Genomic DNA, 14,375 nt, shown 5'->3' with positions numbered 1-14,375 from the left:
ACATTAAAGGTATTTTAATAGATTTTTATTGTTAACGAAAAACAAAATACAAATATTGTGTTTCTTAAATTCCGTTAATATTTTTTCTTCGGTATGTTTTCTCAAAATCTCACATAACGTTTTACAGCTTGGCGAAGTAGCGAATTAAATCACGAAAACTTCTAATATTGCCAAAACTGAGCAACGCATTTTTATTTTTTAAATTTAACAAATTAAAAAATAAAAATAGCGATTGCGACAAAAAAGTTCTGACTTTAAATTTTGACTTAACTCGCTATTTTGCCAAGGTGCTGTTATACGACGTTTTTCTTGTATATATCTATGATTTTTTCTGCAACTTTTAGGCAGTTATTAAAATTTCCTGGAAGCCCCATTTTTTCTATTTCAATTTCATAAAGTTTCTCAGCAATTATTTTTGAATCAGATTTTGATTTAACTAATTTGAGAAAAATTGGAGTATAACTCTGATATTCATCTCTTGGAGCATCTTCATTTATCCCAATCCGATCCCAATCTTCCCACAAAATCTGGTCAATTTGTTGATATAGATTTAGAAACCTTCCCTTACTTCTAAATTTTTCTTTTAATTCGTTTTTGTCCAAATTATATTTTCCATTTTCAAGATAATCCTTCCATAATTGGACATTTTTTGTATTAATGTCATAACCAATTGTTGGATTGTCCCAATCAAATATTACATTACTAATTTCATCTTCATTCCAATCAAAAAAATCTGAGGCTATTAATGAAAAAGCAATTATATTCAAATCAACGCTGTCAATTTTTTTAGAAATGAAATCTTCACATAACTTAATTAAATGTTCTTTTTGAATTATAAATTCACCTTCTTCGATTTGTTTTATATAAACGCTTGTTGTGTCAAAACCAGTTTTAGTTTGACTATTTTTTACGTCAGATTTAAGTTCATCTATCGTAATTTTATTTTCAAAATATTCTTTTAATTTTTGCTCGGTCATTTTAGGGAAAATGTCGTATAACGTTTTGGGTATTGCCGAAGGCGGGGATTTTTAGCACTAAAGTTCAATCGAAGAACGAATGTTGAACCTTGCACAAATGCCCAATCGAAGCCGTTCAGCCCCGCTTTTGGCAATACCTTGTTAGCGGTTCGGCTTTTTGTTTTTATATTCTGTTTTGTCTATTTTATACCAATTGTGTTTAATTCCATCAAAGTCAAACGTTTCAATAAATGAAAGTCCAATTTTATTTAAGATTTTGTTTGAGCTGTCATTTTCACAATCTGCCATAGCATAAACTTCGTCAGCATTTAATTTATCAAAAGCATAGTTCAAAGAAGCAAGTGCTGTTTCTGTCGCAATTCCTTGTCCCCAATATTTTTTAATAAGTCGGTAGCCAAGGTCATAATAATTTTTGTGGTTATTTGTCAAGTCAGTTACGAATTTTAGCCCTGTCCAACCGATAAAGTCGTTTGTTTTTTTGTCAATAATGGCCCAACGTCCAATTCCATTGTCAACATATTGCTGTCTTATAAAATTTATTACGTCAATGATTTGGTCTTTGCCTGTTACTGGACTGTTCCCTAAATATCTGTGAACTTCTGGGTCAGAGTCAAGTTCAAAAAGTTTATCAACATCAGTTGGAAGTATCTCTCTTAATATAAATCGCTCTGTTTCAGAAAACACTTTTATCTTACTTTTTATTTTTACTGCCTTTATTATTTCACTGTCAATTCGCTCATCAATTAAAACTTCAAAACCGTTGTTTCTATAAAATGATATAGGCGTTTGATAAAATTCTCCATTTTCCTTTATGTCATTGTTGTGGTCGATAACCCAACCATAGAACTCTCCTAAATCTTTTTTAAGTCTATCGATTAGTAAGCTACCTAGACCTTTTCTTTGGTGTTTTTTATTAACTATAATTGAAAATCTTGTTTCGTTATCTTTTTCAAAGTCAACAGCCCAAGCTAAAATTTGATTATTTTCTTCAATAAGATAATGGTTGTAATTACTAACACCTTCCAATAATAAACCAAATCTATTCTTAAGATTAATCGGATATTCTTCGTTCCAAAGATCATTTATTTGCTGAAATTGATTTTCATCTATATTCTTTGCTTTTAAGATTTCCATTTTCTAATCTCTTGTTGGTTCGTTTTTGTTAAGCTGACCGCTAACTCATAAATATACGCAATTATACAACTTTTTTATCAAATTCAGTACAACATCGTTATAAAAAATCAACAAGCTGTTTATCTATCATTTAAGTGCATTATTACAATTGCGTAATTGGTATTGTCTTACCTCTGAAAAATTGCGCATATATAAATCTACAATACAAAACGCGCATTAGAGGTGCCCATCATTTTTTTATTCTTGAACCCTCTTAATCTCTCAAAGTCTGACCCGCACTCCCCTGTTCTGCCCTGAACCTCAATCTTCGGCTTCGCACCTGCAATTCCGTACAACAAGTCCCAACATGCCTTCCGGACACCCCGTTCCTGATGCATCCACACCCATAGCCCCGATTGCAGCGGCATCCTTTTCCGGTGACGGCGCGGAGCCGCCGTCACCGGAAAAGATACAGCGGAAAGCGGGAAACAGCTCCTGAAAAACACCGGTACAGCACGATTCTCCAAAGCCATAGCGGAAGCAAAAACCCCTTCGGAAGTGAAGGGGCTGATGATATTTTTTTAGTTGATGTAAATGCCGGCCCAGCTGCGGCTTAGCGGGAGCAGAAAATCGCTCAGGAAGGCCACATAGGTATTTTTGGAGAAATCAAACACTTCGATGTCCCGGGAGATGCTTCCCTCCTTCAGTCCGTTCCGGAAGTCCTGCAGCTTCATGGTTTTCACTTCACCGTTCTCTACAAAACTGGCCTTCATGCGGTCAAACAATCCCAGTTCATATTCCCCATCCAGTGCGCGCATAATTCCGCCCAGTTCATCTATGGAGCAGCCGGAAGCCATTTCTTTTTCCTCGTCTACACACACCACGATAAACTGGTTTTTCTCTATCTTGAAAGAGGAAGACAGTGGTTTGCCGTGCGCCGCCCACGTAGCCAGGAAATCATACAGTTTCTCTGTAATGGCCTTGCTTTCGCGCGGTGTGAACGGTCGGGATGCCGGATAAATAATCACCCGGTAATCATTGGTTTCTACTATATTGGATTCTTCTATTTTCATTTTTCTGTACTTATTTTAAAGGTTGGCGGACATGCCGGAACACGCTTTTTTGGCTCGATTTCTTACAGATCTTCTGCTTCTGCCAGCAGTTCGGCAATGTCTTTTACGGCTACTTCCTCGTTTTTATTGAAGTGCTTCACCCCGTCGGTCATCATGGTATTGCAGAACGGACAACCGGTTGCAATGATGTGGGGATTCTCACTGAGCGCCTCTTCTGTACGCTCCACATTAATATCTTTATTGCCTTTCTCCGGCTCTTTAAACATCTGTGCGCCGCCAGCACCGCAACACAGACCATTGGACTTGCAGCGTTTCATTTCTACCAGTTCGGAGTCCAGTTTCTCCAGCAAGGTGCGGGGTGCCTCATACTCGTCATTGGCGCGGCCCAGATAGCACGGATCATGGAAGGTAATTTTCTTTCCTTTGAAACTTCCGCCTTCTATCTTCAGGCGACCTTCCTGCATCAGTTTTTTCAGGAACTGGGTATGGTGCATGACCTCGTAATTGCCGCCCAGCGCCGGGTATTCATTTTTCAGCGTATTGAAGCAGTGCGGACAGGCCGTCACAATTTTTTTCACTTCATACGCATTCATGATTTCAATATTGGTAAGCGCCATCATCTGGAAGATGAACTCATTTCCGGCGCGCTTGGCAGGATCTCCGTTGCAGCTTTCTTCCTGACCCAGAACGGCAAATTCTACGCCTACTTTGTGCAGAATTTTACACAATGCTTTGGTAATTTTCTTTGCCCGGTCATCAAAACTCCCGGCACAGCCCACGAAGAATAATACTTCCGGAGCTTTTCCTTCGGCAGCGTATTCTGCCATTGTTTTTATCGTGAAATCCATAATTGTTTATACATTTTCAATATTTGCTCAGACCCTTCACTCCGTCCCTCTCGTCATGCTCCATCCCTGTACTGGTCAACAGCTGCATTGTGAGATTATTCATTGTTCCATTGTTCCATTCCTCCATTGTCGCATTGCTACATTGATCCATTGTTCCATTGCTCCATTGCTCCATTGTTACATTCATTCCCCACTACTCAGACGCCCACTTCAGCCGGTCTGCCTGGTTATACTGCCATGGGGCAGCGTTGTTTTCTACATTGGTCATCATCAGATTCAGTTCCTGCGGTGCAGCACTCTGCTCCATCACCAGGAATCTGCGCATTTCAAATATAATGGACAGTGGATCTATAAGCACCGGGCAAGCCTCTACACAGGCATTGCAGGTGGTACAGGCCCAGAGTTCCTCGCGGGTAATATGATCATCCAGCAACTGGCGGCCGTCATCTTCAAATTTTCCGTTTTTATTGATGTTCCTGGCCACTTCTTCCACGCGATCACGGGTAGCCATCATGATGCGGCGCGGCGAGAGTTTCTTGCCGGTAATATTGGCCGGGCACACGGCAGTACAGCGTCCGCATTCGGTACAGGTGTAGGCATTGAGCAACTGCACCTGATTCAGGTCAAAAATATCACTCGCCCCGAATTTTTCCGGAACATCTGCTTCACCTTCGGCGGGTGCGGCGTACGGATCTGCGTTGGGGTCCATCATCAGTTTAATCTCCTTCGTTACCGAATCCAGATTGTTGAATTTTCCTTTCGGTTCCAGATTTGCAAACCATGTATTCGGGAAAGCCAGCAAAATATGCAGGTGCTTGGAATAATACAGGTAATTCATAAAGAACAGAATACCCACGAAGTGAAACCACCACGCTCCTCTTTCCAGTACGGTAAGTGCAGTTTCGCCCAGACCCATGAAAAGAGGACCGAATACGGCTGAACTTACCGGGAAGTTGCCGTGTACCGCATACACTCCTTTCTGTTGAAGCGCCCAGTCTGAGGCGTTCATGGTAAAGAAGGCCATCATGAGTGCGAACTCAATGATCAGAATCCAGTTGGCATCATTCTTTGGCCAACCGAAGAGTTCCTTCATGGTAAGTCGCTTCACACCATAAAAATTTCTCCGGATGAAGAAAATGACTACAGCTATAACCACCAGCAGCGCCAGAACCTCCAGCACGGCAGTAAATGCGCTGTACAATCCTTCGCCCAGAATGCCGGCCAGAAAGCGGTGGGTTCCGAAGATTCCGTCTGTGATGATTTCTAAAAGTTCAATATTGATGATGACAAAACCTACATACACAAAGATATGCAGCAGTCCCGCCACCGGTCTTTTGCCCATTTTGCTCTGACCCAGGGCTACCAGCGCCATGGTTTTCCAGCGTTCGGCAGGCTGGTCTGTACGGTTTATCTTCCTGCCCAGTAGTATATTGCGGTAAATTTCTTTCAGGCTTCTGAAGAAAAGTCCGAAACCGGCTACCAGAAGAATTACGAAAATAATATTGTCAATATATTGCATATTGATAGGGTTTTAGTCTTTAGCGTTTTTGCCGAATACCGAAAAGTTAATGTATCGTTTCGGATTGGCTTTCATATCTTCAATGAGTTGATTCAGATTATTGGAGGCGTTATTCAAATTATTGTAAAGTTCCTCATCTTTCATGACTTTACCTAATGATCCCTCGCCATTTTGTATGCCGCTCACAACACCGCTCAGCTTATCTGCCGTGAGGCTGAGTTTATCTATGGCGGTATTCAGTTTCTGTACATCTACCTCATCTGCTACATTTCCAAATTTATCAATAGTAGAACGGGCACTGATGGTGGCCAGATTGGCATTGTCCAGCATTTTTTGCACCCGCGGATCGTTATTGGCCACCAGCGCATTGGCCTGCCGGGAAGTGCTTTCAAATGAAGCTACGGTACGGTTCAGATTAGACAGCAGTGCACGAATTTCGGCCCGGTTTTGCGCATCGGTAATGGCGTTGGCATTGACCATGAGAGAATCTACCCTTTTCAGTACTACCTGCAACTGATCTTTCACCGGCCCTACTTGCTGACCGATGTTGCTGAGCATCGATAATTCCTGGCTGCCTTTCAGTGTATCGCCGTCTTTGGCCATGGGTCCGTCATAGGCAAGGTTGATGCGCAGTTCTTTAGCACTCATCAGTCCCGGCTCGAAGATTTCCACTTCAGAATTTTTAGCCACTTTAAAATCGCGGTCTACTGCAATGGCTACCACGAAATGCACTGCTCCGTTTTTGGCAGTCACAGGATTGATGTGATCTACCCGGCCAACCTTCAGCCCGTTGATGGACACTTTACTGGCCGGCTCTACTCCCTGCACATTGTCATATACTGCGTAAAAGATGTTATCTGTGGTAAACAGACTTTTTCCTTTCATGAACTGAAATACCAGAACAAAACCAATGACAGAGATCAGGGCTATAACGCCTGCTTTTATTTCTTTTGAAAACTTCATTTACAATTCTAATTTGTAGCAGCAAATATAAGATTTTTCTACTTCATCTCTCCATTAATCAGCAACCAAAAAAAGCGGCTCCGTGCGGGGCCGCTCTTGTTTATACTTTTATTCGGGTTTACTGCATCTGTACCCCTTTGTCCCAGACTTCAATTCTATAATCCTTGATGTCTGCATTGTCTTGCAGGCTTCTGATGAAGGATTGTCCGAAGAAGTTGGCATTCTGGCTGGTAATGGACTCCGTCATCTCCTTGATGTCTCCCGGCTGTTTGTTTACCGTTTCAGATTTTTTCACCAGCATATAGACACCGGTACTTCCTTCTACCGGCATAGAGAGTTTTCCTTTAGCCACGCCAAAAGCGGCTCCTGCTACTTTCGGTTCCATAGCTCCTCCTACTACAGGCTGCAGAAGGTTCACCTGTGCCGTCTGTTTTGTAGTAGTAAATAATTTTGCAACCTGATCCAGATTTCCGGCCTTGGCAGCATTTATTTTTTCTGTAATTTTTTTGGCGGCCAGTTGGTTCATTACAATCGGTTCTATTTGGTCGCGCACCATTTCCGGATCTGCAAGTCCTTTTTCCTGTTTGCCATTCAGCATTACCACCACACGGTCTCCCGTACCATCTACCACGAAGAATTCTGTATCTCCCTTGGTACGTTTTTTATCAAAAGCCCATTTGATGATTTCACTGTCTTCCTGAGTTCCCAGACCCTGGATATTTCCTTCGAAACGTTTTACATTTTTCGGGTTGCTGAAGTTGTAATTATTCTTTTTGGCCAGGTTTGCAAATTCATTAAATGATTTGCCCTGTGCCTGCTGTATAAAACGTCTTGCGTTTTTATCTACTTCTGCTTCGGTCTGGTCTGACGGCATTACGGCTTTTACAACATGAGCCATTTTGTAGCTCATGGCACCGGATTTTTTATCTTCTATATTGATGATATGATATCCGAAATTAGACTCCTGAACGCCTGTAGCTCCTTTTGGATTATTCATCAGGAACGCAAGATAAGCAGGGTCAAACGGTGAAGACGGGGTTACCCAGCCTACGCTTCCGTTTCGCTCTACTGCTCCCGGCTCGTCTGAAACCTTAAGTCCGTCTGCAAATGCTGCAGAATTTCCTTTGATTACCGCATAGATACTGTCGGCCATTTTCTTCGCTTCGTCTTTGGTTCTGGTAGCTGTAGAACGCTCAGCACCCTGGTAAGCGATTAATATATGTTTGGATAAAACCGAATCTGCGGGTTTACGGTCCAGCAATTTGGTCAGTACATAGAGGTTTTGTTCTTTGTAAGGACCGGTGATCTGACCTTCAGATGCCGTTTTGGTCCAGTCTCTGATGGAAGGCGGAAGTTCCATTTCGCTCAGATATCTGTTATCAAAAGGCATGTCAGAGTTCAGCATTACAAAAAGAGAATCACTTTTGGTATTCTGAAAGTTTTCTGATACCCCGCCGATGTCTGTAGATCCGGAAAGCAAATTGTTGACTTCCTTCTGAACTGCAGCGTCATCTTCTGCGCTGGCCTGTGCCGGGAAAAACACGACTCCAAGGTTTACACTGGGATCTGCTTTATAGGTATTCGGATGTTGTTTAATGTAGGCGGTAAGATCCTCTACGGTTACTTTAACCGGATATTTCTTCAGATAATCTGCATAATCTACTTTTACGTAATCGATATCGGCCAGATTATCCTTATACTTCATCATCAGTTCCGCTTCTTTTTTACCGGTGGTCATTCCTGCGGTGATATTGCCAAAAAGCTGACGCGCCATCATGCGGTATTCTATGGATTTGCGCACTTTAGCCCACTGATTCAGCCCCTGAATATCTCCTGCAGCCTCCAGATCTGCAACCTGTTTCTTGATTTCCTGCAGTCTGAAGTTTCCTTTTTCATCAAAATTCTGAGGATTCTGGGCAAACATAGGATCGTATTGTAACTGATTCCAGAAGAAATCATCGGTCATTTCCAGTCCCATTTTGTCAAATTCCTGCTTAATCAGTTTACTCTGCACCATCATCTGCCAGGCCTGCTCTTCCAGCCCTGTTGCAGGCTGTCCCTGCTGTTGTGCCTGCTGCTGCAGTACAAACAACTGGTCAGTATACTCTTCTCTTGTAATTTTTTCGCCATTCACCTTACCCAAAATATTCGGGTCTTTACCAAAAAGCTTATCGAAAGTATCCGGATTTACAAGGAACGCAAGTAGTGCCAGGGCAATAATCCCCATCAGTAAAATTGGTCGTTTTCTTATTTCGCCTAAAATTGCCATCGTATAATATTAGTATTTTTTATCAGTCTGCGAAAATACACATTTTTAAGAAATTACCATAATATCCGTCCTATATTTATATGAATCTGATAAAAAAGAGTGTGCAGAGGAAAATTTGTCCGCATTTCCTGAAGATCATCTGTTGGCATAAGAATTGGGAAATATGACACCCACAAACCACACCGCCACCTGCAAGCATTTCCTGAAGAAGCGCCGGCAGCAAGCGGCATTTTAAATGACAATTTGTCACGCAAAGAATTATGAAAGATTTTGAAGATATGGATTTCAATGATATTTTAGACGACGGATTCAGTCTAGTGACAGAAGAAATCAGTCTGGATGACCTGCACGAAACCGAGGTTAATCATGACCAGGTACTCTTTCCCATATTGCCGGTGCGCAATATGGTCATGTTCCCAAAAGTAGTGATTCCCATTACCGCAGGCAGAAAAAACTCTATAAAACTGCTGGAAGAAGCTCAGCAAAACGGCGAATACATCGGCATCATCAGCCAGAGAAAACCTACCGAAGAGTCTCCCGAAATAAAAGATTTGTATGAAACCGGCACCTATGCCAAAATCATTAAGATCATTAAACTGCCGGAAGGCAATATTACCGCTATCACCAAAGGTTTCGGCCGTTTCAAAACTAAAAAATACGTGCAGAGCGAGCCGTATTATAAGGCCGAAATCCTGAAACTGAAGGAAGTTAACCCGCGGGACAAAGACCAGTTTGCAGCAGTTATAGAAAACATAAAAGATCTGGCTCAAAAAATCATTGAACTGGATCCTGGCATCCCGAATGCGGCCAATTTTGCCATTAAAAACATTAATGGTAACGAAGACCTGCTGAATTTTATCTGTGTCAATGCGAATTTTAATCCCGCCAAAAAGCAAAGTCTGCTGGAAGAAAAAAACCTGCTGAAGCGTGCCGAAAAATGCTACGAAATGATGCACGATGACTTCCGCATTCTGGAACTGCGCAGCCAGATTCATCAGAAAACCTCCAAAGATCTGGACAAGCAACAGCGCGAATATTTCCTGAATCAGCAAATCCGGACCATACAGGAAGAACTGGGCGGCGGCCCCGAATCTGATGTGGAAGAACTGCTGGATAAAGCCAAAAAAATAAAGTGGAACGAAGAGGCAGACGCTCACTTTAAGAAAGAAATTCACCGCCTGCAAAGACAGAACCCCAATTCACCGGATTATAATGTGCAGCGCAATTATCTGGATTTCTTTACCGATCTGCCCTGGGAATCGTATTCCAAAGATATTTTTGATATTCCCAAAGCGCAGCGGGTGCTGGATAAAGCTCATTTCGGACTGGAGGAAATCAAAAAGAGAATCCTGGAGCACATGGCGGTGCTGAAACTGAAAAACAATATGAAATCGCCAATTCTGTGCCTGGTAGGCCCTCCGGGAGTGGGTAAAACCTCACTCGGAAAGTCGGTGGCAGATGCCCTGGGCCGTCAATATGTTCGGGTTTCCCTGGGCGGCCTGCATGATGAATCTGAAATCCGAGGACACCGTAAAACCTATATCGGCGCCATGGCGGGGAGAATTTTGCAGTCCATCAAAAAATGCGGAACCTCTAACCCCGTCATTGTGCTGGACGAAATAGACAAACTGGGCCAGGGCATTCACGGAGACCCCGGTTCTGCCCTGCTGGAAGTGCTGGATCCCGAACAAAACAAGGCCTTCTACGACAATTTCCTGGAAATGGGTTATGACTTGTCCAAAGTCATGTTCATAGCCACTGCCAATTCACTGTCTACCATTCAGCGTCCCTTGCTGGATCGTATGGAAATCATAGAAATTGCCGGGTACACCCTGGAAGAAAAAGTGGAAATTGCCAAAAGACATCTCATTAAAAAACAACAGGAAGAGAACGGACTGACTGCCAAATCCTTTAAGCTGGGCAATAATGAACTGAAACACATTATAGAAGCCCACACTTCTGAAAGCGGCGTGCGCGGTCTGGAAAAGCAGATTGCCAAAATAGCCCGCTGGGTAGCCCTGCAGACCGCCATGGAAAAGGAATACGAACCACGCATTTCGCTGGATAAAACCGACGAAATACTGGGCGTTCCCCGACCCAAAAGCATCTCAGAAATTACCGGTGTGCCCGGTGTGGTTACCGGACTGGCGTGGACCCAGGTGGGCGGTGACATCCTGTTCATAGAAAGCATTCTGAGTGAGGGCAAAGGAAACCTCACCATGACCGGAAATCTGGGAACAGTCATGAAGGAATCTGCCACCATCGCACTGGAATATATCAAAGCCAAGCATGATGAACTGGGAATTTCTGCAGAAGATATTCAGAAGAAAAATATTCACATTCACGTGCCGGAAGGGGCAACCCCCAAAGATGGCCCATCTGCCGGAATTGCCATGCTCACGTCCATGGTGTCCAGTTTTAAAAACAAGAAAGTAAAACCGCATCTGGCCATGACGGGTGAGATTACCCTCCGCGGAAAAGTACTTCCGGTAGGCGGCATCAAGGAAAAACTGCTGGCTGCTACCCGCGCCGGCATCAGAGAAATTATTCTCTGTGATGCTAACCGGAAAGATGTGGAAGAAATCCGGAAAGATTATCTGAAAAGCCTGAAAGTTCACTATGTAAACCGAATGGGTGAGGTCATTGATCTGGCGATTGAAAAATAATTCCATACACCACCATATATAAGAGCAGGCACTTCACCTGCTCTTTTCTTTTGAGAGACCACACGCCACAGCCATTAAAAATCTTGTACAAAGCAATTAATCCCCCGAAATCTGATTTACAAAACACTGAGCAAGTGTGCGTTAAATTGCAAAACCAGGTTTACAAGGATTAAAAAAGTCATTTACAACCCTTTGCCGAAATTCATTCAGAAATTTGATTCAACTAATCAATAAAACTTTCTGTTATGAAAAATGCACATCTTAAAATCGTTCCCGCTGTCATGCTTCTGGCCACCATTTATTCTTGTAATAAAAGTGGAGAAAGCGCGTATATGACCGAAGAAAGCATTCCGGCGCTGACCTCCGACAGTATTTCTTCTGCAGCCACCATGCAGGTAGAAGGCAAACAATTTATCAAAACTGCCCATGTGAATATGGATGTCACAGACGTTTATGATGCCACGGTCTATATTGAAAAATCCCTTCAGGAGCTGGGTGGCTTCGTGACTTCCAGCAGGCTACGCTCCCACATCATTTCAGAAAACACCTATAACACCTCTGATGAAGAAGCCATGATGGTACGCAAATTCAGAACCGAAAACACCATGCAGGTACGGGTTCCCACCGAAAACCTGGGCAGATTCCTGACAATAATTAACGACAAGAAACTCTTTCTGAACAACCGTGACATTACCGCTGAAGATGTGACCGCCAACATTAAACTGGCAGAAATGGAAACTGTGCGGAATGCCACAACAAAAGAAAACATTGCTCAGATGAAAACCGACATTAAAAAAGTTACTACCGCAGACGACAATATGAGCGAAGGCAACCTGCAGAAAGTGGCAGCACTCAGCATGGAAGACCAGCTGAAATACAGCACGGTCTCTGTCAATATTCAGGAGCCGCAGATACGGATTTCCGAAATTGCGGTAACCAACAGCCGGAATGTGGACAACTCCTATAAAATCAATTTCTTTTATGACCTGAAAAATGCAATGGCAGAAGGGTTTTACATGATTCAGAAAATCATCATCGGCCTTACCTCCATCTGGCCGCTGGTACTTGCCGGAATGGTGCTTGCCATCATCATCAGAAAAAGAAAATCTATGGTGAGGTTCAACAGGAAGCAAGCCACAGACCACACCGCAGAACAGCATCCCGAAAATTTCTGATGCCCTGAATACACTTCCTGAGCCTCCGGATGATTCCGGAGGTTATATTTTTCATTAAATTTGCAAAGCTCACAAGGTGACCCACCTCCAAACTAAAAAATATGCTTCCGAAAATAAATCCTACCCAAACCTCGAGCTGGAAAGAACTGCAACATCATTTCTCGCAGAATGACTTCGAATTGCGTTCCCTGTTCAAATACAACCCTGAGAGATTTCAGCAGTTCTCCGTGATACAGAACGGCTATCTTTTTGATTTCTCCAAAAATTTAATGGACGACCGTACGCTGAAACTGCTGCTGAAGCTGGCTGAAGAATGTCAGGTAAAAACAGCGATTGAAAAAATGTTTTCCGGAGATATCATTAATGAAACCGAAGGTCGCGCCGTTCTTCATACGGCACTGCGTGATTTTACAGATCAGGAAATACAAGTTGACGGTGAAAATATAAAACCTGCCATCGGGAAGGTTCTTCAGCAGATGAAACACTTTTCAGAAAAGGTCATTTCCGGTCAGCACAAAGGGTTTACCGGCAAGGAAATCACAGATGTGGTAAACATTGGAATTGGCGGCTCGGATCTGGGACCTGTGATGGTGTGTACCGCACTGCAACATTATCAAACCCGTCTCAACGTACATTTCGTGTCTAATGTAGACGGCAATCACCTGGCGGAGACCTTAAAAAACCTCAATCCCGAGACCACCCTTTTCATCATTGCCTCCAAAACTTTTACCACACAGGAAACCATGACCAATGCAGCGTCTGCCAAAGAGTGGTTTCTACAGAAAGCTTCCGCCGGGGACGTGGCCGCACATTTTGTAGCCTTATCTACCAATACCGAAGCGGTACTGAAATTTGGCATTGCAGAAGCGCATATCTTTGAGTTCCGGGACTGGGTGGGCGGCAGGTATTCCCTGTGGAGCGCCATTGGCCTCAGCATTTGCCTGGCCGTAGGCTATGACCATTTTGAATCTTTGCTGAAAGGAGCCCATGACACCGATCTGCATTTTCAGACTGCTGATTTTAAAGAAAACATTCCGGTACTGATGGCGCTGACAGGCATCTGGTACCGCAACTTCTTTGATGCCGGAACCTACGCTGTACTTCCCTACTCCCAATACCTGAGCCGTTTTCCGGCCTATCTGCAACAAGGGGATATGGAGAGTAACGGCAAGTGCGTGGACCGCAACGGTGATTTTGTGGAATATGAAACCGGACCCGTCATCTGGGGCGAACCCGGAACCAATGGCCAGCACGCATTTTACCAGCTGATCCATCAGGGCACCGAACTGATTCCGGCAGATTTCATCGGATATGTAAAATCCTGCAACCGGATCTCGGACCATCAGGAAAAATTAATGGCCAATTTCATGGCACAGACCCAGGCGCTGGCCTTCGGCAAAAACCAGCCGGAAGTACGGGCAGAACTGGAACAATCGGGAAAAAGTGAAGCAGAAATTGAACGGCTGCTGAATCATAAGGTTTTCCACGGCAATACCCCAACCAACTCATTGCTGTTCAACGAACTGACACCATTTTCACTCGGTCAACTGATTGCCCTTTATGAGCATAAAATTTTTGTACAGGGGGTAATCTGGAATATTTTCAGCTTTGATCAGTTCGGGGTAGAACTCGGCAAAGAACTGGCAGGCAAAATACTGCCGGCACTGAAAGGTGAAAAACCTGCTGAATCTCATGACAGTTCCACCCATGGACTCATGCAATATTTCATGGAAAAGCAGTAACTTTAAGCATTATTAACCCAACTCAATACA

At 43.3% G+C, this 14,375-nt stretch carries 10 protein-coding genes; 3 read left to right on the top strand and 7 right to left on the bottom strand.

Going from position 1 to position 14,375, the window contains the following annotated elements; all coding sequences use genetic code 11:
- Positions 1–293: 293 nt before the first annotated feature.
- The 7 genes from LKO26_RS06630 to LKO26_RS06600 all read right to left on the bottom strand — a co-directional run bounded on the left by LKO26_RS06630 (position 294) and on the right by LKO26_RS06600 (position 8,762).
- A complete protein-coding gene (locus LKO26_RS06630; protein WP_227587065.1) occupies positions 294–977 on the bottom strand; it encodes a hypothetical protein in 684 nt (227 codons plus the stop codon).
- Between the two features lie 141 nt (positions 978–1,118).
- A complete protein-coding gene (locus LKO26_RS06625) occupies positions 1,119–2,111 on the bottom strand; it encodes a GNAT family N-acetyltransferase (RefSeq protein WP_227587064.1) in 993 nt (330 codons plus the stop codon).
- A gap of 560 nt (positions 2,112–2,671) precedes the next feature.
- On the bottom strand, positions 2,672–3,163 hold the full coding sequence (locus LKO26_RS06620) for a hypothetical protein (protein ID WP_227587063.1): 492 nt from the start codon (positions 3,161–3,163) through the stop codon (positions 2,672–2,674).
- 62 nt (positions 3,164–3,225) lie between these two features.
- Positions 3,226–4,011 (bottom strand): (Fe-S)-binding protein, encoded by a 786-nt coding sequence (locus LKO26_RS06615; protein ID WP_227587062.1) that lies wholly within the window; start codon positions 4,009–4,011, stop codon positions 3,226–3,228.
- A 193-nt stretch (positions 4,012–4,204) separates the two neighbouring features.
- Positions 4,205–5,530: a 4Fe-4S dicluster domain-containing protein gene (locus LKO26_RS06610; RefSeq protein WP_227587061.1), complete on the bottom strand. Its 1,326-nt coding sequence runs from the start codon at positions 5,528–5,530 to the stop codon at positions 4,205–4,207.
- Between the two features lie 12 nt (positions 5,531–5,542).
- Positions 5,543–6,493 (bottom strand): MlaD family protein, encoded by a 951-nt coding sequence (locus LKO26_RS06605; RefSeq protein ID WP_227587060.1) that lies wholly within the window; start codon positions 6,491–6,493, stop codon positions 5,543–5,545.
- A gap of 118 nt (positions 6,494–6,611) precedes the next feature.
- On the bottom strand, positions 6,612–8,762 hold the full coding sequence (locus LKO26_RS06600; protein WP_227587059.1) for a peptidylprolyl isomerase: 2,151 nt from the start codon (positions 8,760–8,762) through the stop codon (positions 6,612–6,614).
- A gap of 260 nt (positions 8,763–9,022) precedes the next feature.
- Between LKO26_RS06600 and lon the strand changes: the two genes are divergently transcribed.
- The 3 genes from lon (at position 9,023) to pgi (ending at position 14,345) form a co-directional block, all read left to right on the top strand.
- Entirely contained in the window at positions 9,023–11,428 is a 2,406-nt protein-coding gene (lon, locus tag LKO26_RS06595) for an endopeptidase La (protein ID WP_227587058.1), read from the top strand.
- A 245-nt stretch (positions 11,429–11,673) separates the two neighbouring features.
- Positions 11,674–12,603: a DUF4349 domain-containing protein gene (locus LKO26_RS06590; RefSeq protein WP_227587057.1), complete on the top strand. Its 930-nt coding sequence runs from the start codon at positions 11,674–11,676 to the stop codon at positions 12,601–12,603.
- 101 nt (positions 12,604–12,704) lie between these two features.
- The gene (gene pgi, locus LKO26_RS06585) at positions 12,705–14,345 is read left to right on the top strand and encodes a glucose-6-phosphate isomerase (protein WP_227587056.1); all 1,641 of its coding nucleotides are present in this window, start codon (positions 12,705–12,707) and stop codon (positions 14,343–14,345) included.
- Positions 14,346–14,375 lie beyond the last annotated feature (30 nt).

Origin of the sequence: Chryseobacterium sp. MFBS3-17 (genome assembly GCF_020687745.1) — a bacterium.
Taxonomy (GTDB): Bacteria; Bacteroidota; Bacteroidia; order Flavobacteriales; family Weeksellaceae; genus Marnyiella.
The sequence above is the reverse complement of the archived record's forward strand: the minus strand, read 5'-3'. Positions and strand labels throughout refer to the sequence as shown.

Excerpts from the sequence above, each read along its gene's own strand:
- LKO26_RS06590 (WP_227587057.1), top strand. The coding sequence starts at position 11,674 with ATGAAAAATGCACATCTTAAAATCGTTCCCGCTGTCATGCTTCTGGCC.
- LKO26_RS06625 (WP_227587064.1), bottom strand. The coding sequence starts at position 2,111 with ATGGAAATCTTAAAAGCAAAGAATATAGATGAAAATCAATTTCAGCAA.
- lon (WP_227587058.1), top strand. The coding sequence starts at position 9,023 with ATGAAAGATTTTGAAGATATGGATTTCAATGATATTTTAGACGACGGA.
- pgi (WP_227587056.1), top strand. The coding sequence starts at position 12,705 with ATGCTTCCGAAAATAAATCCTACCCAAACCTCGAGCTGGAAAGAACTG.
- LKO26_RS06620 (WP_227587063.1), bottom strand. The coding sequence starts at position 3,163 with ATGAAAATAGAAGAATCCAATATAGTAGAAACCAATGATTACCGGGTG.
- LKO26_RS06615 (WP_227587062.1), bottom strand. The coding sequence starts at position 4,011 with ATGGATTTCACGATAAAAACAATGGCAGAATACGCTGCCGAAGGAAAA.
- LKO26_RS06600 (WP_227587059.1), bottom strand. The coding sequence starts at position 8,762 with ATGGCAATTTTAGGCGAAATAAGAAAACGACCAATTTTACTGATGGGG.
- LKO26_RS06630 (WP_227587065.1), bottom strand. The coding sequence starts at position 977 with ATGACCGAGCAAAAATTAAAAGAATATTTTGAAAATAAAATTACGATA.
- LKO26_RS06610 (WP_227587061.1), bottom strand. The coding sequence starts at position 5,530 with ATGCAATATATTGACAATATTATTTTCGTAATTCTTCTGGTAGCCGGT.
- LKO26_RS06605 (WP_227587060.1), bottom strand. The coding sequence starts at position 6,493 with ATGAAGTTTTCAAAAGAAATAAAAGCAGGCGTTATAGCCCTGATCTCT.